Below are 24,414 nucleotides of genomic sequence, written 5' to 3' on the forward strand. Positions count from 1 at the left end.
GGGGTCGAGGCACCCGACGGGCTGTCGCGCACCGACTGGCTACGCCGCCACGACCCCTCCCTCACCGCGGGGCAGGCTGCGGCCTTCGTCACGCCGCCCTGGCCGACGCCAGATGGGCTCGGCTGCGCCTGCTCGTCCTCACCCAGCAGGTCACCGTCGGGCAGGCCGCGCAGGTCGTCCTCTTCGATGCACGGACGAGGCCCGTGGCCGACCCCGACGACCTTGTACGGCACTCGCCGACCTGACCGAGCAGGCGCCCCGGCTGCGGCCGGAGGAGCTCGCGCGCCTCGTGCGCCACCACGCCGAGCAGATCCGGCCGCCCCGCGACGAGGACCGCCTCGACCGTGGACGCCGGGAGGCCCGCGGCCTCTGGTTCAGCCAGCCCGACGCCACGGGCATGGTGGGGCTGCGAGGCACGCTGGACCCGGAGGGGGCGGCCGTTCTCAAGGCGGCTATCGACCCGCTCGCCGCGCCGTGCCCCGAGGTCGACGAGCGGGGGCGGACCACCGCGGCCGACACCCGCACACCCGCGTCGACGCCTCGAGGGACTGCTGACGATCGTGCAGCGCGGCGTCGCCTCCACCGACGGCATCCCGACCACCGACAAGGCCAAGGTCGTCGTCCTGATGGATCTCGACGCCCTGGTCGGTGACGTCCGCGGCACGGGCACGACTCTCACTGGTGACGTCCTGTCGCCGGGCGTGGTGCGGCGGCTGGCCTGTGACGCCGAGATCATCCCGATGGTGCTCGGCGCCGACAGCGAGCCGCTCGACGTCGGCCGCGGCCGTCGCCTCTTCACCCGCGGCCAGCGCCTGGCCCTCATCGCCCGCGACCGGGGGTGCACCTACCCGGGCTGCACCGTCCCACCCACCTGGTGCGACGCCCACCACGTCGTGCCCTGGCACCGCGGCGGCCTGACGTGCCTCGACAACGGGGCGCTGCTCTGCCAGCGCCACCACACGGTCGTGCACGAGCGCGACCTCCGTGCGACGGTCACGGCTGCCGGCGTCACCTGGCACACCTGACCGACGCGCCCCGCACCCTGCCGGCGCCGGCGGGGCCCTCGGCGTGTCCACGTTCGCCCAGAGCGCGCCCGCCCCGTCCACGTTCGCCCAGTCCGCGCCCGCCCCGTCCGCACTCACCCACCCGTGTCGCCGAACCCTCGGGGCTTGCGGCGCTTTGACCCCACGGCCGCCGACCCCAAACGGGCAGCGGGTCACGCCGGGCGACAGAGGTGCCCGGCTGGCAGGATCGGTGACCATGACCACGACGGTGTGGCTCGTCCCCCACACGCACTGGGACCGCGAGTGGTACGAACCCTTCCAGCGCTTCCGGCTGCGGCTCGTCGACCTCATGGACGACGTCGTCAGCAGGGCCGAACGGGAGCCGGACTTCCGGTTCACGATGGACGGGCAGATGGCCGCTGTCGACGACTACCTCGAGGTCCGCCCCGAGCAGACCGACGCCGTCCGCTCGCTCGTCGCCCGTGGCCAGCTCGCCGTCGGGCCCTGGCGCGTGCTCATGGACGAGTTCCTCTGCTCGGGCGAGACGATGATCCGCAACCTCGAGATGGGCTGGGCCGACGCCGCCCGCCTCGGGCCGGTCATGCCGGTCGGCTACCTGCCCGACATGTTCGGCCACTGCGCGCAGATGCCCCAGATCCTGCGTCACGTCGGAATCGAGCAGGCCGTCGTCTACCGCGGGGTGCCGGCCGAGGTCGACCGCCACGAGTTCTGGTGGCGCTCCCCCGACGGCACCGGCATCGGCACCGAGTTCCTCGCCAACAGCTACGGCAACGTCGCCGACGTCTTCGGCGCCGGCGCCGCACGCGAACGCCTCGCGACGCGCTTGGCCACCCAGACCGCCGCGTACGGCGAGGACTTCCTCGCGATGTACGGCACCGACCACGCCGCACCCCTGCCCTCGCTCATGACCGAGGTCGCTGACCTCGACGCCGACGAGGCGGGTCCGCGCATCCGGGTCGCGACGCTGACCGAGTACCTCGCCGAGCCCCGCACGCCCTGCGACGACCTGCTCACCGTCGACGGCGAGCTGCGCAGCCACGCCCGCGCCAACATCCTGCCCGGCGTCCTCTCGGTCCGGTGGCAGCTCAAGGAGGCGATGGCCCGCACCGAGCGGCTGCTGACCCGCTACGCCGAGCCGTTCGCCGCGCTCCACCTGCCGGCCCTGCCGAGCCACTACCTGTCCATGGCCTGGCGACGCGTCATCGACTCCTCGTGCCACGACTCCGTCACCGGCTGCGGCGTCGACGAGACCGCCGTGCAGGTGCTCGCCCGTCTCCAGGAGGGCGAGCACGCCGCCCAGGCCGTGCGCGACCGCGCGCTCGCCACGGCCGAGGGGGCCAGCCCGGTCGGGTCGCTCGTCGTCGCAAACCCGCTCGCGAGGGGGCGACACGACGTCATCGACGTGACCGTGCCGGTGCCCGACCAGTGGGGTGCCGTCGGCTTCGAGCTGCCGAGCGGACGGGTCGTCCCCGCGCAGGAGATCTCGCGACCCGGCACCGAGCTGGCCCGCGAACCCGTCTCTGCCGCAGACCTCCCGAAGCTCATGCACCGCGTGCACGACCGCGAGCTCTTCGGGTTCGAGCTGCGGTCCATCGACATCGACGCCGACGCCCGACGCGTCACGTTCCGGCTCGCCGACCACGGGGACCCCGGCTTCGACGCCATCGCCGAGGAGGGGCGCCTGCGCCGCGCCGCCGACGCCTCCCCGGTCGACGCGGTCTGGGAGGTCGTCACCGCCGACGAGCCCCGACGCCGGCTGGCCGCCGCCGTCACCGCCCCGCCCCTCGGCTGGGCCGCGATTCGCGTCGCAGAGCTCGCCTCCACCGTGGCTGAGGCACCACGCTCGGAGGGCGACGCGGCTAGGTCAGCGCCTGACACCTTGTCTGCGGGCGAACGCGATCAGGGCGCAGGCCTCGTCGCGGCTGGTCCCACGGTCCTGTCGACGTCGCCGGCAGGCTCCGTCGGGACGGCCCCGATCCGTCAGGGCGAGCGGGTGCTCGACAACGGCCTCGTTCAGGTCCGCGTCGACGACGACGGCACGCTGACCGTCACCGCCGACGGCGTCACGCTCCGCGGCGTCGGCCGGCTCGTCGACGGCGGCGACCCCGGAGACTCCTACAACTACGCGCCGCCGGCCCACGACGTGCTCGTCTCAGAGCCGACCGAGGTGTCGATGGCCGGGCTCGGCGGCGAGGGTCGAATCGTCGGCGCCCTCCGCGTCGACCGCCGGTACAAGCTCCCTGTCTCGAGCGACCTGGCCGGCCGGTCCGAGGCCACGGCCACCACCGACGTCGCGATGCACGTCGAGCTGCGGGCCGGCGAGCCGTTCGTCCGGCTCCGCCTGGAATGGCAGAACCTCACCCGCGACCACCGGTTGCGCCTCCACGTCCCGACCGCCGAACCGGCCGCGGTCTCGCACGCCCTCGGCCAGCTCGCCGTCGTCGAACGCGGACGCACGGCCGAGGCCGGGCCGGTCGGCGAGCACCCGATCCCGACCTTCCCGGCCGAGCGCTTCGTCGACGCGGGCGGCGTCGCCGTGCTTCTCGGCCGGACGGTCGAGTACGAGGTCGTGGACAGCGCCGATGCCGCGGGATCCGGCACGGAGATCGCCGTCACCGCCTTGCGCTCGATCGGCTACCTCAGCCGCAACGTCCACCCCTACCGCAGCGAGCCGGCCGGCCCCCAGCTGCCGACGCCGGACGCGCAGGCGCTCGGACCGTGCCACCTGTCGCTCGCCGTCATGCCGCACCGCGGCTCGTGGGCCGAGTCGCGTGTCGCCGAAGCGACCGACGCGTATCTGCACCCCGTCGTCCGCACGGCGGGCACCGGCCCTGCGGACGCGCCGCTCACGTCCGTCGAGGGCCTGCCCGTCGACGGCGCCGGTGTCGAGCTCGTGTCGCTCCGGCGCCGGGCGGACGCCGACAGGTCCGTCGAGGTGCGCATCGTCAACCTGTCCGACCAGCCCACCGTCGCCGTCCTCGGCTCCGACGCCGCGCCGGTGCATGGCGCCCGGACAGTCGACGGGTTCGGGCGCGACGCGCAGCCCGCCGAGCCGGTCGAGGTGCGCGACGGACGCGCGCGGATCCCGCTGCGCCCGTGGCAGATCGCCGCCGTCCGCGTGGAGGTACCGCTGCCCTTCGCCAACTGACGGGCGTCCACCACGCGAGGACGACATCAGTCCCACCCCCACATCCAGTGAGCGCCCAACCCCACGGGGCACACCCCTTCACGATCGAGTGAGCGCCCGGCCCCATGCGTCGTGGGACGGGTGGGACCGACTGCTCACTCGATGAAGAGACGGGTGGGACGGAGTGCTCACTCGATGGAAAGGGGTCGAAGCGGCGGGGTCAGGGAGAGGCGAGAGGGTCAGCCGCAGAGGGCGTGGACGACGCGGTCGTCGCCCTCGAGCCAGCACGGCCCCTCCCAGCCGCTGACCCGCACCCGGTCGTCGCGCAGCAGCCGGCGCGGCCGGCCGAAGCCCGTCAGCAGCAGCCCCTCGGCACACAGGGCGATGACGTCGTCGCCGTCGCGCAGCAGCAACGGCCCGTCGACGCCGGAGCTGACCGCCGTGCGTCCGGCGCGCACCGCTCCGACGATGTCGTCGTCCTCGGCGAGCACCCAGGTGGTCGGCGCCCCGGGCAGGCCGTCGCTGCCATGCCGGTGGTAGTCGCTGCCCCCGATCGGGATGGTGCGCGGCGTCTGCTGCCACCACGCCAGCGGCGCCCCCCAGGTCGGCGCGAGCGCCCACGACGAGTGCCACACCTCCGCCACGCGCGGCTCCCCCACTGGCAGCAGCCAGGCGCAGTCGCCGCCGAGCGGGTGGTTGACCGACAGCAGCCCGCCCCGGCTCTCGGCCTGCTCGGCCCACGTCTCGGGAGCCGACCGGAAGTCGAGGAGCCCGATGTCGCCGAACGCGTTGGCGTGGCCGACGTCGCGCGTCACCTCCTGCCCGGGCAGCAGCAGGATGCCGTGCCGCCGGCCAGCCTCCGGCAGGTGCGGGTGGTGGCTGACCGTGTTGTGGTCGGTGACCGCGAGGAAGTCCAGCCCTCGCGAGACCGCAAGCGCCGCAAGGCCGCCCACCGACAGCGACCCGTCGGAGTGCACCGTGTGCGAGTGGAAGTCGCCGGCCAGCCACTGCATCCCGTCGACCGTCGGCAGGCCGCGCGCCCTTCCCGCACGCGGCCGTGCCGACGTCGCAGCCGGCGGGTCCTCCGGCTCCGCTCGACGGTGCTCGTCGACGACCGACGCATCGACCGAGCGGACGGTCAGCTCCATCGTCACGCCCGTTGATGGCACCCGGTGCAGACCGACGAGCACCGACCACGTGCCGCCCTCGGCCGGATGGGGCACGTAGCCCGGCGTCGCCCACCCCTGGGAGACGACGACACGGCTCCGTGCCCCACCCGACCACCCCACGTATCCCTGCGGCCCCGCGAGCCCGAGATCGAGCACGCCCCCCGGTCCGCCGGCATACGTCAGCTTCACCTCGATCGCGCCCACCCCTGAACCGGGCACGTCGAAGGGGACCTCGCGGATCTGTGACTCCGCGCGGTCGTCGGGGCGCCACTCCCGACGCACGTGGAGCAGGGTCCGTCCGCTCATGGCGACAGCAGCTCCCCCTCCGCGTCGTAGACGAGCACCCGTCCGGAGGCCGGGGCGACCCCCACGACCGCCCCGGCCTCCGGCTCGGTGCCCTCCGGCACGACGACCTGCACCCGCTGGCCGTCATCGGTGCGCGACGTCACGAGGACGCTCGCACCGAGGCTCTCCGTCGTCTCGACCGTCCCCTTGAAGACGAGGGGACCGTCGGCGTCGACCTTGGCGTACTCGGGCCGGAACGCGACGGTCACCTCACCGTCGGCGGCGTCGCGGCCCACCCAGCCAGCCCCGAGCGCGTCGACACCCTCGAGGGAGCCGACCCGCAGCGACCCGCCCGCGAGAGTGCCCGGCAGCATGTTCATCGGCGTCGACCCGATGAAGTTGGCGACGAACGTGTTGGCGGGGCGCCGGAAGATCTCCTGCGGCGTCCCGAGCTGGCGGATCCGCCCCGCCTCCATGACCGCGATCTGGTCGGCCATCGCGAGAGCCTCGCTCTGGTCGTGGGTCACGAACACGGTGGTGACGCCGAGGTCACGCTGGAGCCTCTTGAGGAAGGTGCGGGCCTCGAGGCGCAGGCGCGCGTCGAGGTTCGACAGCGGCTCGTCGAGCAGGAACACGCTCGGGTTGCACGCCATCGCCCGGGCCAGCGCCACGCGCTGCTGCTGGCCACCGGACAGCTCGCCGGGACGCCGGTCCATGAGCTCGGAGAGACCGAGGCCCTCGCCGGTGTCGGCGGCCTTGGCGGTGCGCTCGCCACGGCCGACCTTCTTGATGCGCAACGGGTAGGCGATGTTGTCGGTGACCGTCATGTGCGGGAAGAGCGCGTAGTCCTGGAAGACCATCGCGACGTTGCGCTCCCCCGGCGTCAGCGCCGTGACATCCCGGTCCCCGATGCCGATGGTGCCGCCCGACGCCGCCTCGAGCCCCGCGATGGTGCGCAGCAGCGTCGTCTTGCCGCACCCCGACGGGCCGAGCAGCGCGAAGAACGACCCGTCCTCGACCGTGAGGTCGAGACCGTCGATGGCGGTGACGTCGCCCGGGTAGACCTTGGTCAGGCCCTCGATACGAATGCTGGCCATCAGCTCTTGATGCCTCCGTGGAACCGGAACCCGTAGCGTCGGTTGACGAACAGGTAGAGCGCCACCACCGGCAGCGCGTAGACGAGCGAGAACGCCGAGATGAGAGGCAGGTTCGCCTGCCCACCCTCGGAGTAGAAGGTGTACATGACGACGCCGGCCGGGATCTTCGCCGGGTCGCGCAGCAGGATGTACGCGGTGAGGAAGTCGCTCCACACGTTGACGAGCGCCCACACGGCGATGGTCGCGAGCCCCGGGCGGACGATGGGCATGACGACGTGCCGCAGCACCTGCGTCGGGCTCGCACCGAAGACCCGCGCACTCTCCTCGTAGGACTTCGGCGTCGCGTCCATGAAGTCCTTGAGGATGAAGATCGCCGCCGGCAGCAGGCCGCCCGTCAGCACGAGGATCACGCCGGAGCGGTCGTCGATGAGGTTGAGCTGGAACATCAGCTGGAAGATCGGCACCATCGCCGCGGTGCCCGTCACGATCGAGCTGAGCAGCAGCAGCCCGTAGAGGATGCCGTTGCGGCCCGGGATGCGCACCCGCGACAGCGAGTAGGCCGCGAGCGCCGCCAAGGCGGTGACGCCGAGCATCGTGCCGCCCGCGAGGTACACCGAGTTCTTCAGCGAGGAGAACGCGTACGGGTTCTCCGACAGCTTGCGGAAGTTGTCGAGCGTCCAGTCGGGCCAGCTGACGTCGAGGCCCGGGTGCGCGTCGAACGGCGCCGTGACGAGCCACAGCATCGGCAGCGCCCAGAACGCCACGACGACGGCGAGGAAGGCCACGAGCGCCAGGTGCCGCACCACCGAACGGGGCTGCGCAGAGGCCTTCCTCGGCGTCCGCTTGGGCGTCGTCGTCTGGGTCCTCATCAGCGTCGTCATCGGCGCTCCCGCAGCAGGCGCACGTAGAAGAGCGCGATGACGAGGTTTATGACGAGCATGATGAACGAGATCGCCGACCCGTAGCCGAGCTGGCCGCCGTAGAGGGCCTTGTTGTAGATGAAGACCGGCAGCGTCTCGCTCGCGTGGTTCGGGCCGCCGGCCGTCAGCAGGTAGGGCGAGAAGTCGTTGAACGTCCAGAGGCTGATGAGCAGCGTGTTCGTCAGCACGTGCCCGCGGATGTGCGGCAGCACGACGTCGCGCAGCTGCGCGAACGTCCCCGCGCCCGCCAGCCGCGCCGACTCCAGCTGCGAGGGCGGGACGGCCCCGAGCGCCGCCGAGAAGAGCAGCATCGAGAACGCGGTGCCGCGCCACGTGTTGAAGACGATGATCGAGGCCATCGGGTGCTCGAGCAGCCACTCGGTGCCCGGCGTGTGGAGCAGCGCGTTGAGGGTGCCTCCGTCACCGGAGAGGTAGGCGACCCAGAGGAAGGCGACGATCGAGCTCGGCAGGATCCACGCGAGGAGCACGAGCATCTCGATGCCCGACCGGACCAGCTTGGGCACCGAGCGCAGCGTCCACGCCAGGGCGAACCCGGCGACGGTCTGGCCGATGATGGCCGACCCGAGCACGAAGAGCACGGTGAGCCAGAGCGAGTTGCGGAAGTCGGGGTCGACGAGCGCGGCCCGGAAATTCTCGAGCCCGACGAACTGCGGGTTCGCGGCCTGGACGCCGGTGAGCCGGTAGTCGGTGGCGCCCAGGTAGACCGTCCACACCGCCGGCACGACGAGGAACGCGGTGACGAGCACGAGCGCCGGGGAGACGAGCACGGCGGCGCGGCGGCGTCCCAGCCCCGCGGCGTCGACCGACCCGCCCGACGCCGACTGCACTGCCCGCGACGCCCGACGCGTCCGCCCCGGTGGCGCTCCCGGTGACGCCTTCGGCGGTGCGAGGGTCATCGGGGGCCCGCCTCCCCCTGCAGGGGCGGGCACCCGTGACCCCTCACGACGACGACACCTTGTCGGCGCCCCCGACGGCCTTGTCGACCGCCGATCCGTAGGTCTTCGCGGCCTCGTCGACGCTCTTGCCGGACACGATGTCGGCGGTGGCCTGCTGCAGCGCCTGGGAGACCTGGGGGTAGACGGCCAGGCCGGGACGGTAGTGCGTCACCGGCAGGACCTTGGTCGAGATGAACGACAGGAGCGGGTCCTTGGCCAGCACCTGGGCGTTGACGTCCTGGCGGGCGGTGACCTTCGCCGACCCGTCGAGGAGCGCGTTGATGGCATCGGCCGACCCGATGAACTGGAGCAGCTCCCACGCCTGCTGCGGGTACTTCGTGTTCGGGTTGAGGAAGTAGCCGCCGCCACCGGACATCGACACGTAGTCGGTGCCGCCGACGCCGGTGCCGGGCTCGCGCGCCGGGATGTAGGCCCAGCCGACGTCGGCGTCGCGCGTGGCCATCGGTGCGTCGCCGTTGTCGGGGTTGATGACCGAGCGCCAGAAGTAGTCGCCCTCGAGGAGGATGCCGACCTTGCCCTCGGCGAACGCCGCGAAGGACTGGTCGCGGCCCTTGGCGGCCTGCTGGAAGGTCTTGCTCGACAGGCCCTGGTCCATGAGCTGCTTGTAGAAGGTCAGCACGTCGCGCACGGCCTTGGTGTCGCCCTGCCACTTGCCGTCGGCGTAGATCTCCGAGCCGGCGCCGGCGAGCAGCGGCAGCACGCCCTGCATCGTCGTGGCCTCGCCCATCGCGGTGCCGGCGTCGATCTGGATCGGGTTGACGCCCTGGATCGCCTTGAGCTTGGTGCCGGCGGCGATGATGTCCTGCCACGACTTGGGCTGCCAGTCGGCGGGCAGCCCGGCCTGGGCGAAGAGCTTCTTGTTGAAGTAGAGGACGCGCCCGTCGGTGCCCGCGGGGATGCCGTACGTCTTGTCCTCGAAGGACACGTTGGCCTGCACGGCCTTGGGGATCTGCGACCAGCCCTCCCACTTGGTCACGTCGGGCCCCGCGACGTCGGTGAGCGGCTTGAGGTAGCCGGCCTGGGCGAACTCGCCGACCCAGATGCCGTCGAGCGCCATGACGTCGGCGCCTGCGCGGCTCTTGAGGTCGAGCGCGACCTTCGTCTTGTACTGCTCGTCGTCGACGCCGGACGGCTGGAAGGTCACCTTGACCGTGACGCCCTTGGCCTTCTGCTGCTGGGTGAAGGTCGGGATGACGTACTTGGTGTACCAGTCGGCCTCGTCGGCGTTCTTGCCCCCGGCGATGGAGTTGGACGTGATCGTCAGCGTGACGTCCTTGGCGTCGGCGTTCTGCGTCGGGTTGGTCGACGTGGAGCCGCTCCGGTCGCAGGCCGCCCCCACCAGCGCGACGGAGGCCGCGATGCCGATGACGACGGCGCGACGCACGGGGCGCGGGTGTGCGTGTCGCGACGGGTCCTGCGGGGCGGGGCGGACATCCATGGTGTGGCTCCTTCTCCGGGCGGGGCTGACGTGTCGGGGCGACGCGGGTGTGGCGAGCGGGTGGTGACGGACGAGTGGTGGTCTGGGCTACGGCGCGAGGAGCACCTCGGTGCCGCCCTCGCGGGCGCGGGCGAGCGTGAGCGGGTCGGCGAGCGAGGTCGTGATGACCGTGGAGACGGACCCGAGGTCGCAGACGCGGATCGAGCCCTTGCCGGGAAACTTCGTGTGGTCGGCGAGCAGGACGACGCGGCCGCCGCTCTCGACGAGGCGCCGCTTGGTCGGCACCTCGACGGTGGTCGTGTCGAGGATCCAGCCCTCCGCGTCGACGCCGCTGGTGCCGAGGAACACGAGCGACGCGCTGACGTGGCGCAACGCGTCCTCGGTGAGCGGGCCGACGAGCGAGTGGTACCGCCGACGGACGACGCCGCCGAGGAGCACGAGGTCGACGACCGGGTCGTCGCGCAGCGCGTCGAGCACGGCGAGGCTCGGGGTGATGACGGTGATCCGCCGGCCCCTCAGCTCGCGGGCCAGCGCGCCGGTCGTCGTGCCGATGTCGAGCAGGACGGTGTCGCCGTCGTTGATGAGGGCCGCTGCCGCCTGCGCGATGCGGTGCTTCTCGGCGGCGGCGTCGTCGGCGACCTCCTCGTAGGGTCGGTCGATCTCGACGGGCAGCGCGGGGGCCGCACCGCCGTGGACGCGGCGCACGAGACCGGCGTCGGCGAGCTCGGCGAGGTCGCGGCGGATCGTGGCCGAGGACACGCCCAGGCGCACGACGAGGTCCTGCACGGAGACGGCTCCGTCTCGTACCTCGTCGGTGATGGCGCGATGCCTCGCGTAGCGCACGCTCAGAGCGTTGCACAGAAATGAGCGAAATTGCGCGTTGCTGAGCGCCGAACGTGTGAGCGCGCAGAAGACGTCCGCTCGCGCGGGGCTCGAGGGCCGGGTACCCCGTGTACGGACGCGTCAAGCAGGTGGGGTGGACGCGTCGAGCTGGGCGGACGCGTCGGCGGGAAGGCGCGCGTCAGGCGGCGGGAGCGGCCCCGGGCTCGAGGGTGGGCGCGTCGGGCCGCGACAGCGTCACCATGGCGCGCTCGATGGCGTCGGACTCCTCGATGCGCCGCCCGATGGCCGTCAGCTTCTCGGCGACCTGCGACTCCGTCTCGTCGCCGACGAGGTCGACGGCCGCGACGAGGAGCATCCGGCTCGGGCCGACGAACTCGAGGTGCAGGAACGTCACGCGCTCGACCTCCGGGCTGCCGGTCAGCTCGTCGAGCACCTTGCGCCACAGCTCGGGCCGCACCGTCTCGCCGACGAGGAAGTCGCGGTTGCGGCTGATGAGGTAGATGGCGACGACGCCGAGCAGCAGCCCGACGAGGATCGAGCCGACGGCGTCCCACACCGCGTTGCCGGTGACCTGGTGCAGGACGATGCCGCTGCCGGCCAGGACGATGCCGATGAGGGCCGCGGCGTCCTCGGCGAACACGGCCCGCAGCGTCGGGTTCGAGGTGTAGCCGAGGAAGGGCAGGGCGTGCAGGCCGCGGCGGCGGGCCTCGGCCCGGGTCTGGCGGGTGGCCTGGATGAACGACACGCTCTCGAGGACGAACGAGATGCCGAGCACGACGTAGGCCCAGAGGTACTCGGTCTCACCCTCGGACGCCGTCAGCGACTGGATGCCGTGCCACACCGACACCACCGCGCCGGCACCGAAGAGCCCGAACGCCGCGAACATCGACCACACGTACGCCTCGCGGCCGTAGCCGAACGGGTGCTGGTCGTCGCGCGGCTTGGCCGCCCGGCGCTCGGCGACGAGCAGGAAGATCTCGTTGCCCGCGTCGGCCCACGAGTGGGCGGCCTCGGCGACCATCGACGCCGACCCCGTGATGACCGCGACGATCGACTTCGCGACGGCGATGAGAGCGTTCGCCACGAGGGCGACGATGACGGTGACGAGGCTCTCGCCACCGGAGGACTTCGCGTCGTCGGCCATGCTCGAATCCTTACCCTCCGCGGTACCTCGCACAACGCCCCACGAGGCGCACCGGCACGGCTACGATCCTCCCGCCCGGCACGTCGCCGGCACCAGGTCGACAGGGGACCCATGGCCAGGCCGCGCCGTCGTCACGTCTCGTCCGCGCTCACGACGCTGGTGGTGCTGCTCACCGTCGCGGCCGTCGCCGGGCTCGCCCCACCGGCAGGGGCGTCCCCCACCGGAACCGACGCCACGCCCACCGGTGCGTCCGCCCCCGCGGCGGCAGGTGAGGCCACGTCGGCGACCGGCAGCTCCGTGACGAGGCTCGTCGCCTCGCCGGGCACGACCCGGGTGGCGTTGGCGTGGTCGTGGTCCGGCGAGGGCACGAAGAGCTTCACCGTGCGTCGTGACGACGGCATCGGGACCCCGAGCCCCACGGCCGGCACCCTGGTCTACCAGGGCGACCTCGAGCAGGCCGTCGACGACACCGTCGCCGCCTGGACGAACTACCGGTACACCATCTGGGCCGACGACGGCGCCGGCGGCTACCTGGCGCCGTTCTCGGCCAGGACCTACACCGGCCTCCAGCGGGTCGGGGGCCTCACCGTGACCGGCACGAGCGGCACGACGGCGACCGTCCGCTGGACGCAGCCGACCGACCCGGGCGCGGCTGCCGTCGTGGTGACCCGTTCGCAGGGTGGCGGATCCGCTCGGACCGTGTACTCCGGCACGGGCACGACGTTCTCCGACACCGGCCTCGTGCCCGGGGTCTCCGCCTCGTACCGCGTCGTGGCCCAGGACGCCTCCGGCCGCCAGGGGCTGGTCAGCATCGACGTGCGGCTTCTTCCGACGCGGACGTGGACGACGACGGTCGCCAGCCCGTGGCACGGCTGGCCGGGCGCGATGGCGTGCGCGACGAGCACGTGGTGCCTGGCCCTCGACAACACCGGGTCGTTCCAGGTCATGTCGGGCACGACCTGGTCGGCGCCCGTCCACGCCTTCGCCCCGGCCGACGACAAGGCCATCGGCGCAGTGGTCGGATCCCTCACCTGCCCGGCGGCCGGCCGGTGCCTCGGGGTCAGCGGCGCCGGGATCGTCGAGTACAGCGGTGGCACCTGGCGGACGACGGGCTCGCCGTCGTCGCAGTGGAGCTCGCTCGACTGCCCGACGACGACGTACTGCGTCGCCGTGCGCAGTGACGGCTGGTCGACGACACGCATCGGCACGACGTGGCAGGCCCCGGTGCGCATCGGCACCCTCCGCGGCGTCGAGTGGGACGACGTCTCGTGCCAGGCCGCCTACCGCTGCTTCGCGGTCGGGTCGAGCTCGGCGAAGCCGAACGACAACTGGCGCGGGACGCTGACCTCGAGCGGCTGGAGCACCGGCTACCTCGGCGGTGACGCCGGCAGTCTGCGCACGATCTCGTGCACACCGACGAGCTGCCTCGGCCTGGGTGACTCCTCGAGGGTCACGGTGTCCGGCACGACGTGGTCGCAGGCCACGCCCCTCCTGGACGCGACCCACCTGGACATGCCGGAACAGGTCTCGTGCGCCTCGCCGACCCTCTGCGTCGCGATGAACTTCGACGACGTCACCCGGTGGTCGACGACCTCGATCGTCGAGCGGACCGCGCTGAGCGCCGGCGCCGGCCGCATCCGTGCCGTGTCGTGTCCGCGTGCGAGTACCACGTGCTTCGCCGTCGACAACCGCGGCCGTTTCTACCGATGGACGGCGTCGACGCACTGGAAGCTCGTCACGACGTACGTGCAGACGTGGGGCGGCGTCAACCGCATCGGCTGCCGCACGCCCGACGCGTGCTCGTTCGTCGACTACAACGGCTGGCTCGTCGTGTGGGACGGCGCTCGGTGGACGCGCACGAGCAAGCTGTTCGCCCAGACCGCCCTCGTCGAGTGCTCGGGTCCCGGTTTCTGCCTCGCGACCGACGGCCTGAACCGGCGCTACCGGGTGTGGTCCAAGGGTGCGTGGGGGCCGCTCACGGCCATGCCGGTCGCCGCCGGGGACCTGTCGTGCTCCAGCCCGACGCTGTGTCTGGCCCTCGACCCCGACGGCCACGCATCCCGGTTCGACGGGGTGCGCTGGCAGCCGAAGGTCGACGTCGTGCCCACCGCTTTCGCCTACAACACGAGCGTGTCGTGCGCCCCGGCCGGCGACTGCATGGTGACGTCCGAGGGGGGCCGCTACCGGCGGTACCTCGCGAGCGGCCGCTGGGACTGGACGCGCACCATCGGCGCCGGCTTCCCGACCGATGGCCCTCGCCTCGCCTGCGCGAGCTCGACGTCGTGCCTGGCCACCACCGACGACGGGACGTGGGCGCAGTTCGACGGACGCGCCTGGACGGTGAACCCGCCGAACATGAACGCCTACCGGCTCGCCACGATCACGTGCTGGTCGCCCGACCACTGCATCGCACCCCACGGATACAGCAACGACTGGGGTCCCGCGTCCTTCGACGCCGGCACGTGGACGAGCTCCGGGGGCAGGTACACGCCCGACTACGTGCCGACCCAGCCGGAGTGCCCGACGCCGGTCACGTGCTTCGTCGGCGGGATGACGACGGTCTCCCGCTCGAGCTGAGAGCGGCTCCCGAGGTGGCCGGCCGGGCCCAGCGACCCGGCCGGCCGACCCCGTCGAGCCGATGCGTCAGGACCCGCTGTGGCGGACCTCGCGGAACGACGTGCGGCGGTGGCCGGGGTAGGCCTCGCCGGTCGTCTCGTGCGCCACGGCGGTCTCGCCGCCGGCCCGCGTCACCGTGACGGTCGTGACGAGCTGCGGCACGCCGTCGCCGGAGGTGAGCCCGTCGTCCTCGACGAGCGTCGAGGTCCACGAGCCGTCGACGGCGGGCTCGAAGACGTGCAGCTCGATGGTCTCGGGCGCGTAGCCGTCGGTCGACGCGGGAGCCTCCTCCCACATCGGGATCGCCGCTCCGGCGCGGGCGAAGAGCGGGATCCGCTCGCGGGGGGTGTCGACGGTGATCGTCTGCCGCCCCTCGTGCTGCTCGCCGGTGTGCCAGTCATACCAGTGCCCCTCGGGCAGGTACACGGTGCGCGAGGTGACGCCCTCCTCGTGGACCGGCGCGACGAGCAGGTCGCGGCCGAAGAGGTACTGGTCGTCGAGGTCGACGACGGCCGGGTCGTCCTGGAAGTCGAGGACGAGCGGGCGCTGCACCGGCTCGCCGGTCTGGGACGCGCGCACGAACGACGAGTAGATGTAGGGCATGAGGCGGTAGCGGAGCCGGACGGCCTGGCGGGCCAGCTCGTGGACCTCCGGCCCGAACGACCACGGGTACTGGTCGATGTTGTCGGTCTCGGAGTGGTTGCGGCAGAAGGGGGTCAGCGTGCCCATCTGCATCCAGCGCAGGAACAGCTCTGCATTGGTGTCACCCTGGAAACCACCGATGTCCGCGCCGACGAACGGCTGGCCGGACAGCCCGAAGCCGCAGGCCATCGGCATGCTGACCCAGAGGTGGTCCCACCGGGCCTGGTTGTCGCCCATCCAGTTCGCGGCGTACCGCTGGATGCCGGCGAACCCGGCCCTCGACAGGATGAAGGTGCGCGCCTCGGGCCGCGCCTTGCGCAACCCCTCGAGCGTGCCCATCGCCATGAGCATCGCGTACTGGTTGTGGAAGCGCTCGTGCTTGGCACGGCCGTGGTCGAAGAGCATCGCCTCGGGCGGGATCTCGCCGGTGGCCGGCTCGTTCATGTCGTTCCAGATGCCGGCGAGCCCCGACTCGACGTGGCGGGCGTTGAGGTCACCCCACCAGGCGCGGGCCTCGGGGGTCGCGAAGTCGGGGAAAACGGTGTTGCCCGGCCAGACCTGGCCCACATAGGTGTCACCGCCCTCCGTGCGGCAGAAGACGTCCTGGGCCAGCCCGTCGTCGTAGACCTCGTAGCCGGGGTCGTGCTTGACGCCCGGGTCGACGATGGAGATCGCGCGGTAGCCCTGGTTGGCCAGGCCCTTGAGCATGCCCGCAGGGTCGGGGTAGCGCTCGGAGTCCCACGTGAAGACGCGGTAGCCGTCCATGTAGTCGATGTCGAGCCAGATCGCGTCGCAGGGGAACTCGTCGTCGCGGTACCGCTTGGCGATCACCTCGATGTCCTGCTGCTTGTAGGCGTGCCAGCGGCAGTGGTGGTACCCGAGCGCCCAGACGGGAGGCAGCGACGCCCGCCCGGTGAGCCACGTGTACCGCTCGATGACCGACGCCATGGCCGGCCCGGCGAAGACGTACTCGGTCCACTGGCCACCGTGGAAGCTGACGCGGTACTCGTCGTCGTGGCTGAACGCGTACTCGCCGCGGTAGCCGTTGTCGACGAACGAGCCTGCGACAGACCCGGACTCGGCCGAACGGTGGTGGAAGAAGGGGATGTTGACGTAGTACGGGTCGAACTCGACGCTCGTCATGTCGGCACGCGGGTCGTCGGCGGGCCGACCGGCCCGGAACTCGGCGGTCGCGTGCTCGTTGAGCACGTCGGTGTTCCACAGCGTGAAGTCGCGGCCGCGGCGGTTGAGCCGACCGCCCTTCTCCCCCAGGCCGTACACGGCGTCGTCGCGGCCGATGCGGCGCCGCGTCGTCCACGCGTCGTTGAGCGTCGCGTACGTCCAGTACCGGCCCGACGCATCGGGAGCCGCCTCGATGACCGGCGAGCCGTCGGTGCGGTGGACGTCGACGCGGAAGGGGTCGAGCCACAGCGTGACGACGAGGTCGGCGGTGCGCAGCCGCCACGCGTCCGGCCCCTGCTCGACCGACCACTCGACGCCCTGCGACAGGGGGTCGGCCAGCGGGTCGAGGCACACGGCGTGGGTCGGCTTCTCGTCGAACACGCCGCCGCGGCTCATCCGCAGCCGGACGACGTCGTCACGCACCGCCTCGACGAGGAAGGTCTCGCCGTGCAGGCGGGCGCGGATCCCGCGCTCGCCCTCCTCGACCGAGTCGACGCGTTCGAAGCGGATGAAGTGGTCGGTCCTCATGGTGCGCTGGTCCTTGCTGCCGAGACTGCTGCGGGGCTGGCGGGTGCTTCGGGGGGCACGGGCCGCGCGATGGCGGACGGGCCGCAGACCACCGTATGCCGTGCCCCATGGAGGGGCGCAAGGCCGCGGGGGCCTCGCGCTCGCTCACCGAGACGGCGGCCCGACGCGGGGGTGGACGACCGGCGCGCCGCTGGCCACCGGCGACCTCCCGGCATGGCGGACGACCCGGGCCACGAGGGCGGGGCGGGCCAGCGCGGTGGGCGGGTCGGCGAGCTGGACGACGCGGTTGAAGGCCCGCGCGACCTCGACGGAGGAGTGGCTGGCGCGGACGACCTGTCGCACGTAGGCGTTGAGCGCGGCCGACCCGGGAGGCCGCGGCCCCGTGGTGGCGCGGTGGCCGAAGTCGCCGCCCACCGCGATGCGCCACGGGGCGTCGACGACGCGAGCGGCCCTGCGGTAGAAGCGCTTCGGCAGCTCGCTCGACCGCAGGCCCGCGACGTCGGCACGGGCCACCACCTCACCGACGACCTGCCCGAGCACCTCCGCCTGCAGGGCCGACGACGTCATGCCCTGGCCGTAGATGGGGTCGAAGCTGCACGCGGCGTCCCCGAGGCTGACGAGTCCGGCGACCGGGTCGTGCACCTTCTCGTGGTGCCGCCGCTGGCTCGACGGGAACCGGTAGGTCTCGACGTCCCCGACGCGCTCGCACCGTTCGAGCAGCTCGGCCACCACCGGGGTCGGCAGCCCCCGCGCGAACGCGAGCATCGAGGCGTCGGTCGAGCCGGGCGAGTCGCCGTGGACGCCGGCGAGCGTCACCTGCCAGCGGTCGCCCTCGACGGGCAGGACCGCGCCGCCCCGGAAGGTGCCGGGGTTGTCCTGGCACACGACGAACGACCCCACGAAGTCGTCGGGCCCGCGGCGCAGCAGGCAGGACGCGTACGCGATGTCGATGCCGACGCGCGTCACCGGCGGAGCCACGACCCCGGCCTCCGCGAGTTCGTGCGCGATGGCCGAGCTGCGCCCCGAGCAGTCGACGACGAGGTCCGCCGGCCGCTCGGCGCCGTCGACGACGACCCCGACGACCCGCGCCGGGGCCTGCGCGGACAGGGAGACCCGCTCGACCCGCACGCCCGACTCGACGGTGACGTTCGGCAAGGCTGCGACGCGGGAGCGCACGACACCCTCCAGGAGCGGACGCGTCATGCTGAGGACCGGCCGGCCCCAGTCGCCCCTCGCCCGGTAGGCCCCGCCCTGGTGGACGTAGGCGTTCCGGCCGTCCGTCGGCACGGCGCCGAGCTCGACCAGCTCGTCCTCGATGCCCGGGAACCACAGCCGCAGCCGGTCCAGGCCGGCCCGACAGGAGCAGGTGCAGGTGGCGGCCCTGCGGCACCCGTCCGCGCGGACGCACCTCGTCGGGCAGCTGCTCGCGCTCGAGCACGACGACCTCCCCCACGTGGCCGGCGAGCGCCCGCGCCGTGAAGAGCCCGGCGGTGCTCGCCCCCACGACGACGACGCGTCCGGCGTGCTCCGCTCCGCCCACTGCCTCGGGCACGGCACCTCCCGTCGTCGGTCCACCACCGAGGCTAGGACCGCACGACCGCGCGTGGGGACGTTCCGCCGGGCCCGGCCGTCGGGTTTCATGGGTGGATGGACGAGGACACCGCAGACCGGCACGACCCCGCGACGCCGTGCACCCGCGTCGGCGGCGACGAGCTGACGCCCGCCGACCCGACGCCCGGCATGGCCCGACAGGTCGCGCTGCACACCGAGACGATGTGGTCCGGCACGGTCGACACCGACGCCGGCACGACCTCGGGCTGGCACCACCACGGCGACCACGACACGACGCTCTACATCGTCTCGGGGCGGATGCGCCTCGAGTCCGGCCCCGGCGGCCGCGACGTCGTCGAGGCCGGCCCCGGCGACTTCCTCCGCGTGCCCGCCGGCGCGGTGCACCGCGAGTCGAACCCGGGCGACGCGACGTCACGGGCCGTCATCGTGCGCTGCGGGACCGGCACCCCGACCGTCAACGTCGACGGTCCGGCGCCCGGGCGATGATGCGGCTGCGGCTCACGGCCGGAGGCGACGCGGCGCCCGACGTCGTGTGGGAGCGCTACCGCGACCTGCGGCTCTGGTCCACGTGGTCGCCGCAGGTGCGTGGGGTCGACGCGCCGGCCGACGTGCTCTCGACCGGGCTGTGCGGCAGCGTCGTCGGCCCGGTCGGCGCGCGCGTGCCCTTCGAGGTGCTCGACGTCCAGGACGCCGCGATGACGTGGCGCTGGCGCGTCCGGGTCGGGTTCGTCGACGCCGTGCTCGACCACGCCGTCCACGCCGCGCCGGGCGGGAGCAGCACCGAGCTCGTCGTCACGGCCCCGTCGGTCTTCGCCCTCGCCTACGCGCCGCTGGCACGGCTGGCCCTCCACCGGCTCGTCCGGGCCTGACGCCGGGGGCCCCTCAAGACAGACGCGAGACAGATGCGAGCCGGACGCGAGCCAAACGCCGGCAGGTCGGTACGTCAGGCCTGCTCGGCCGCCGCCCCGCCGAGGACGCGCTCGGCCGCCGCGGCGGCGACGGCGGCACGGCACGCGTCGACGATCTCGGCGAGCGACCCGTCGGGGTCGACCGAGCGCTCGAGCGCGACGACCTCGCGGTCCGGCCCGGCGACCTGGAACCCGCCCGGCACGGCCGAGGCGAGCACGAGCGGCATCGGGTCGGCGTCGGGGTGGCGCAGGGAGGAGTCCTCGCGGTCGAGCGTGCCGACGTAGATCGGCTCGACCGACCGCCCGTTCGGCGTCGGGCGCACGACGACGACGTGCACGACGTCGCTCGCGACCGCGACGGTGTCGACCTGCTTGACCGCCGCGAGGACCGCCGAGGCGAGCCCCGACGCGTAGGCGAGGTTGCGCTCGCGGGCCGTGCGCGGCCGCCAGGGCTGCCGGCCCGCCGTCGTGCGATCGATCACCTCGTCGGCCACGACGACCGGCGGCGGGAACCGCACGAGGACGGTGACGTACGCCCGCCCCGTCGACGGGTCGTGACCGGCGTCGAGGCAGGTGACGTCGCTGCCCGACAGGCGCATCGCCTCCTCGACGACGGCGACGACGGTGGCGGGGTCGTGCTCGCGCAGGAGCCTCCACGCGCCGTCGGCGATGGCCCGGCGCCGGTCCGAGAGCACCCAGCGGGCGATGCGGGTGGCGCGCAGGATCTCCGCGGCGCGCTCGACCGCGACCTCGCGGCGGCGCTGCAGGTCCTCGCGGTGCAGGTCGGGCTCGCTGGCCCCCTCGACGTCGAGGGCGCGCCGCAGGATCAGCTCCTCCTCGGCGTCGGTGACCGCTGCCCTGGGCGCGGGCGACGGGGGCCGGAGCGGCCGGAACGGCTGGCGGTGCAGCGAGCGCAGCTCCGCCTCGACCGACGCCAGGGCGGCGCGGTCGTCGGCGCGCCGGGCCGCGACCGCCCGGGTCAGCAGGGTGCCGGTCGAGACCGCGGAGGCGGCCGTCGACGAGCTCGCACCGAGGGTGGCGATGCCCTGTTCGGGGGCCGCCCGCGCCGCCTCGCCGTTTCGGGACCGACGCAGCAGCATCCGGAGCCCCCGCTCGCGCGGCGCCGGCTCGCCGGCGTCACGCCCGCCTCGAGGCGTTCGCCGTTCACCCGTGTCGCCCTCTCGCGCGGCCGCGTCGACGTCGCCCGCGACGAGCGCGGGCCGCATCAGCTCCGCGAGCGCCGCGGCCACCGCGCCGCCGACGAGGAACTGGACCCGGAACCCCGACGGGTGGGTCACGACGCGCAGCACCGGCGACAGCCGGGCGCTCGAGGCGCCGGCCGCGCTCTGTGTCGGGTCGTCCGTGGGGGCATGGCTCGTGGTCAGCTGCCGGGCCCGCAGCGTCGAGTCGAGGACGGCGGCCGGGTCGGCGCTGGCGCGCGTGCCCTCCAGGGCCGAGAGCGCGTGCGTGCCGTCGAGGACCGAGGCGCCGAGGCCGTCGAACGAGCCGCGGGGTCGGTAGTACTCGCGTCCCGCGCGCTGGTAGACCCCCGAGGTGCGCGCGACCCCGCCCGGCGACGAGGCGTCGGCGCCCGACCCGCCGTAGCCCGACCCGCCGTGGTCCGAACCCTGGCCCGAACCCGTGCCCGAACCGCCGTACGGCGAGCCGATCCAGGCGGAGCTCCCGGCCGACGAGCTGCCGTACCCGCGGTGCACCGTCCGGCCCCGGCCGCCCCGCTCGGGGAACAGGGCCGCGAGCGAGACCGTCGACTGCGCGGCGACGGTCGCGACGGGGAAGGAGACCTGCGAGCGTCGGCCGCGGTCGCGCAGCCCGCGCGTGACGTCGGGCCCGTTGTCCATCGTCCAGAAGGTCCACCGCACCGGCGGGTCGGGCCACTCGGGCTCCGGCAGCCAGTCGTCCGCCGGCACCCAGGACGACGGCGGGGCCGGCCACCCCGGCGGCGGGTTGAAGCTCACGGTCAGCACAGGTCCCCCTAGACCCCGCCTCTCGTCCCGTCCCCGCGGGCGTCGAGGCGTCACCGGCACACCTGCCGAGGCCCGGCCCGTGTGCTGCCCGAAAGCGTAGCGCCGAAACGAGTTCCGTTGCAGCACAGGATTTTTCGTCTACCGAAGCATCCCGATGAATCACGAAATGTACCCGTGACGCCAAAACGCCCACTCGTCGCACGAGTGGGCGTTCCGGACGGATCAGGCAGCCGGGCGCGGCCCGGTACGGGTCAGGCGGTGCCCGCCGATCCGTCGGCCGCGCCACCCAGCGCGGCGTCGAGGGCCTCGTCCTCCAGGGCGGCGACACAGGCACCGACGACCGCCTCGATGTCCGCCTCCGGGGCGAGGGAGGCGAGGTCGTGGGCCGGACCGTCGAACGACATGGGCCGGATCGCGGCACTGACGAGCAGGGGCAGCGGGTCGGCGGCGGCGGGCCGCAGCGTGACCGCCTCGCGGCTCAGGCTGCCGAGGTAGACCGGCTCGAGACCGCTGCCGCTCTGGGTCGGGCGGACGACGAGCACGTGGACGTCGTCGGCGGCCACCGCGACGGCGATGGCGTGCCGGGCCGTGGCGAGCGCGAGCGAGGCCAGCCCGCCGAGGTAGACGGCGTTGCGCTCCGCGGGAGTCCGGCGGCGCAGCATCGGGCGGCCGTTGCCCGACAGGCCCGGCCCCCGCTCGCCGACGATGTCCGGACGCGGGTAGCGCACGACGACGGTGACGTAGCCGCGGGCGCCGTCCTCGGACCAGCCGGCGTCGACGCACGTGCACGACCCCCCGGCCGCGGCGAACTCCGCGTCGAGCTCGGCGATGACGGTGACGCGGTCGTTGCGGGCGAGGTCGGCCCAGCGGTCCTCGAGGGCCGCCGCCTCGTGCTGCCCGACGACCGAGTGCGCGACCTCGGCGGCGGCGGCGAACCCGTCGGCCTGCAGCTCGGCCTCCTGGCGGGCGGACCGGCGCTCGGCCAGGCGGAACACCGGCACCTGCTGGCGCGCGGCACGGAACGCCTTGCGGTGCAGGTCCTTGCGCTCGTGCTCGTCGAGCGGGAGGACCGGCTCGGGCTCGGGCCGCCGGCGCGGCGTGTGGGAGTGCAGGTGGAGCGAGGAGAGCGTCGTCTCGACCTCGGTCAGGGCCGAGACGTCGTCGGAGCGCTGCGCCGCGAGCGCGCGCACCGCGAGCACGTCGAGCGAGACCGACGGCACGCCCGAGGGTCCACGCGACCCGACGCCGGTGCCGACCGTCGCGCCGGGACCCCGGGTGGGGCCGGCGGGCGGGACGGCACCGGCGACGAGCGACGCGCGCAGGCCGGACGCGGTGGAGCCGAGTCGCACCTCGGGTGCGACCCTGATCTGGGCCTCCACGTCAGGCGTCCACCCTGCTGACCGGGAAGAGCAGGCCGTCGACGGCCCACGCCTCCTCGGGAGACCGCCGTGCCTCGGGACGCCGGGGCGTCAGGGGCGCGTCGGGCTCGGGCTGGGTCGCGTCCGCGGGGACCGGCGCGGCCTGGGCCGGGGCGGTGGGAGCCACCACCGGCTCGGGCGCGCGCTCGGACACCCGCTCGGCCGCCCTGAGGCGGGCGAGCCACGTGCCGCGGTCGGTGCCGTACGTCGCCACGGTGGACCGGGGAGGGGACCCCAGCCGTGGCGGATGCGGCACGGACTGCCCGACACCACCGGCTGAGCCGCCGGCCTCTGGGGCACCGACGGGTCGGTGGGACCCGGTGGCGTCGATGGCACTGACGGCTCGCGAACCGACGGGCAGACCGGCGAGCACGTCGCCGGTCACTCCGCTGCTCGCCACCCGGCGCGGGTCGACAACGGTCCAGAACTCCCAGTCCTCGGGCGGCGCAGGCCAGCTGGGGTCCGGCATCCAGTCGTGGCCGGGCGCCCATGATGCGGACGGGGCCGGCCAACCGGGTGGGATGTTGAAGCGCACGGACATGGTCTTCCCCTTTGAACGCGAACCTCGGAGCACCCCCGTGCTCCACTCCCTCTCCGCGAAAGGTACGGCTCCGGAGGCCCACCCCGTCGTGAAATGGACAAATTCGACGTTTCAGCACATGTCCTGCCCCGGGCCCAGGGTCGCGCGGGTCAGGGGTGGCTCGGGGGTCGCTCGGGGTCGACCCCGATGGGCAGCGGGCCCGCGGCCGACCACGCTGGGACCATGACGACCACCACCCTCCGCACCCAGCCCGTCGCGGCCGCGCCGAGCCGCGGGATCGCGCGGCCCACCCTCGCTGCGCGCGCCACGGCAGGCGCGGACCGAACCCCGCCCGTCGTCGTCACCGCCGCGTCCCCCGCAGCGTCTCCTGAGCCGGACCGCGGTCGGGTGCTCGCGTTCGTCGCCCCGCTCACCCTGTTCGTCCACGGCATCCTCGTGTGGGTCCTCGGTCTCGGATCCGCCTCGGACTCCGTGGCCGGCGGTGCCGGCGCCCTCGCCGGCGGCGACACCGCGAGCGGCACGGTGTCGCTCGCGGTGGGCGCCACCCTCGACGGCGCGGACGTCGAGCGGCTCGCCCCCGCCGTGTCGGGGCTGACGCTCGTCGTGGCCGCGGCCGCCTTCTGCTGGCTCGTCGCGGCCCTCGGGACGCGGCTGCAGCACCTGCGGGTCGGCGTGCCGGCCACGGCCCTCGCCGCCTTCGGCGTCGGCGCGACCGCCGCGGTCTGGGCCGGTCAGGCCACCGGCCTGCTCGGCACGACGCTCCCCGCGGCGCTCGTCGTCGGCGGTCCGGCCCTCGTGGGCCTCGGCGTCGCCACGGTGCTCGTCGCCCTGACGCTCGAGGGCCGCCTGCCGGCCGGATCGGCCGCGCTCGCCGGGGTCGGCGCCCTCGCCGTGGCCCTGCCGTGGGGCCTGCTGCCCCTCGGAGCACTCCTGCTGCTCATCGCGCTCGCGCCGCTGACGCGTCCGGCCCGCGACGCCGCCTGACCCCGACCGCCTG

At 73.7% G+C, this 24,414-nt stretch carries 17 protein-coding genes and 1 pseudogene; 6 read left to right on the plus strand and 12 right to left on the minus strand.

From position 1 onward, the window contains the following. Nucleotides 1-112: 112 nt before the first annotated feature. A pseudogene (locus BIV28_RS20340) lies at nucleotides 113-1,025 on the plus strand (HNH endonuclease signature motif containing protein). A gap of 235 nt (nucleotides 1,026-1,260) precedes the next feature. Further along, a complete protein-coding gene (locus tag BIV28_RS17665) occupies nucleotides 1,261-4,173 on the plus strand; it encodes a glycoside hydrolase family 38 N-terminal domain-containing protein (protein ID WP_076263840.1) in 2,913 nt (970 codons plus the stop codon). Nucleotides 4,174-4,391: 218 nt separating this feature from the next. Here BIV28_RS17665 and BIV28_RS17670 read toward each other — a convergent pair whose 3' ends face one another. The 7 genes from BIV28_RS17670 to BIV28_RS17700 form a co-directional block, all read right to left on the minus strand. Next, the gene (locus BIV28_RS17670; RefSeq protein WP_076263841.1) at nucleotides 4,392-5,627 is read right to left on the minus strand and encodes a CehA/McbA family metallohydrolase; all 1,236 of its coding nucleotides are present in this window, start codon (nucleotides 5,625-5,627) and stop codon (nucleotides 4,392-4,394) included. Further along, nucleotides 5,624-6,703 carry an ABC transporter ATP-binding protein gene (locus BIV28_RS17675; RefSeq protein WP_076263842.1) on the minus strand — a complete coding sequence of 360 codons (1,080 nt, stop codon included), beginning with the start codon at nucleotides 6,701-6,703 and terminating at the stop codon, nucleotides 5,624-5,626. The genes BIV28_RS17670 and BIV28_RS17675 overlap by 4 nt, the downstream gene beginning before the upstream one ends. After that, the gene (locus BIV28_RS17680) at nucleotides 6,703-7,572 is read right to left on the minus strand and encodes a carbohydrate ABC transporter permease (protein WP_076263936.1); all 870 of its coding nucleotides are present in this window, start codon (nucleotides 7,570-7,572) and stop codon (nucleotides 6,703-6,705) included. Before BIV28_RS17680 ends, BIV28_RS17675 begins: the two co-directional genes overlap by 1 nt. An 8-nt stretch (nucleotides 7,573-7,580) precedes the next feature. Continuing rightward, nucleotides 7,581-8,540 (minus strand): carbohydrate ABC transporter permease, encoded by a 960-nt coding sequence (locus BIV28_RS17685; protein WP_083707478.1) that lies wholly within the window; start codon nucleotides 8,538-8,540, stop codon nucleotides 7,581-7,583. A 43-nt stretch (nucleotides 8,541-8,583) separates the two neighbouring features. Further along, a complete protein-coding gene (locus tag BIV28_RS17690; protein ID WP_076263844.1) occupies nucleotides 8,584-10,038 on the minus strand; it encodes a sugar ABC transporter substrate-binding protein in 1,455 nt (484 codons plus the stop codon). A gap of 87 nt (nucleotides 10,039-10,125) precedes the next feature. Further along, nucleotides 10,126-10,881 (minus strand): DeoR/GlpR family DNA-binding transcription regulator, encoded by a 756-nt coding sequence (locus BIV28_RS17695; protein ID WP_076263845.1) that lies wholly within the window; start codon nucleotides 10,879-10,881, stop codon nucleotides 10,126-10,128. A 178-nt stretch (nucleotides 10,882-11,059) separates the two neighbouring features. After that, on the minus strand, nucleotides 11,060-12,025 hold the full coding sequence (locus BIV28_RS17700) for a cation diffusion facilitator family transporter (protein WP_076263846.1): 966 nt from the start codon (nucleotides 12,023-12,025) through the stop codon (nucleotides 11,060-11,062). A 111-nt stretch (nucleotides 12,026-12,136) separates the two neighbouring features. Here BIV28_RS17700 and BIV28_RS17705 point away from each other — a divergent pair, with 111 nt between their 5' ends. After that, complete coding sequence (locus tag BIV28_RS17705; RefSeq protein WP_076263847.1) at nucleotides 12,137-14,602, plus strand: fibronectin type III domain-containing protein; 2,466 nt, start codon at nucleotides 12,137-12,139, stop codon at nucleotides 14,600-14,602. Nucleotides 14,603-14,668: 66 nt separating this feature from the next. Here BIV28_RS17705 and BIV28_RS17710 read toward each other — a convergent pair whose 3' ends face one another. Together BIV28_RS17710 and BIV28_RS17715 are read right to left on the minus strand one after the other, a co-directional pair. Beyond that, nucleotides 14,669-16,993, minus strand: a complete 2,325-nt coding sequence (locus tag BIV28_RS17710; RefSeq protein WP_076263848.1) for a glycoside hydrolase family 31 protein — start codon at nucleotides 16,991-16,993, stop codon at nucleotides 14,669-14,671. 144 nt (nucleotides 16,994-17,137) lie between these two features. Beyond that, the gene (locus tag BIV28_RS17715) at nucleotides 17,138-18,280 is read right to left on the minus strand and encodes an FAD-dependent oxidoreductase (RefSeq protein WP_076263849.1); all 1,143 of its coding nucleotides are present in this window, start codon (nucleotides 18,278-18,280) and stop codon (nucleotides 17,138-17,140) included. Between the two features lie 360 nt (nucleotides 18,281-18,640). Here BIV28_RS17715 and BIV28_RS17720 point away from each other — a divergent pair, with 360 nt between their 5' ends. Continuing rightward, nucleotides 18,641-19,051, plus strand: a complete 411-nt coding sequence (locus BIV28_RS17720; RefSeq protein ID WP_076263850.1) for a cupin domain-containing protein — start codon at nucleotides 18,641-18,643, stop codon at nucleotides 19,049-19,051. After that, nucleotides 19,048-19,434, plus strand: a complete 387-nt coding sequence (locus tag BIV28_RS17725; protein ID WP_242653118.1) for an SRPBCC family protein — start codon at nucleotides 19,048-19,050, stop codon at nucleotides 19,432-19,434. The genes BIV28_RS17720 and BIV28_RS17725 overlap by 4 nt, the downstream gene beginning before the upstream one ends. 74 nt (nucleotides 19,435-19,508) lie before the next feature. Here the strand turns inward: BIV28_RS17725 and BIV28_RS17730 are convergent, their stop codons facing one another. The 3 genes from BIV28_RS17730 to BIV28_RS17740 form a co-directional block, all read right to left on the minus strand. Further along, nucleotides 19,509-21,458, minus strand: coding sequence for a hypothetical protein (locus BIV28_RS17730; protein WP_076263851.1), 1,950 nt, complete (start codon nucleotides 21,456-21,458; stop codon nucleotides 19,509-19,511). 251 nt (nucleotides 21,459-21,709) lie between these two features. Then, nucleotides 21,710-22,837 (minus strand): hypothetical protein, encoded by a 1,128-nt coding sequence (locus BIV28_RS17735; RefSeq protein WP_076263852.1) that lies wholly within the window; start codon nucleotides 22,835-22,837, stop codon nucleotides 21,710-21,712. 1 nt (nucleotide 22,838) lies between these two features. Then, complete coding sequence (locus BIV28_RS17740) at nucleotides 22,839-23,417, minus strand: hypothetical protein (protein ID WP_207556074.1); 579 nt, start codon at nucleotides 23,415-23,417, stop codon at nucleotides 22,839-22,841. A gap of 222 nt (nucleotides 23,418-23,639) precedes the next feature. Between BIV28_RS17740 and BIV28_RS17745 the strand changes: the two genes are divergently transcribed. Then, nucleotides 23,640-24,401 (plus strand): hypothetical protein, encoded by a 762-nt coding sequence (locus BIV28_RS17745; RefSeq protein ID WP_207556075.1) that lies wholly within the window; start codon nucleotides 23,640-23,642, stop codon nucleotides 24,399-24,401. Nucleotides 24,402-24,414: the final 13 nt, after the last annotated feature.

Source organism: Intrasporangium flavum (assembly GCF_001956915.1).
Classification (GTDB): domain Bacteria; phylum Actinomycetota; class Actinomycetes; order Actinomycetales; family Dermatophilaceae; genus Monashia; species Monashia flava.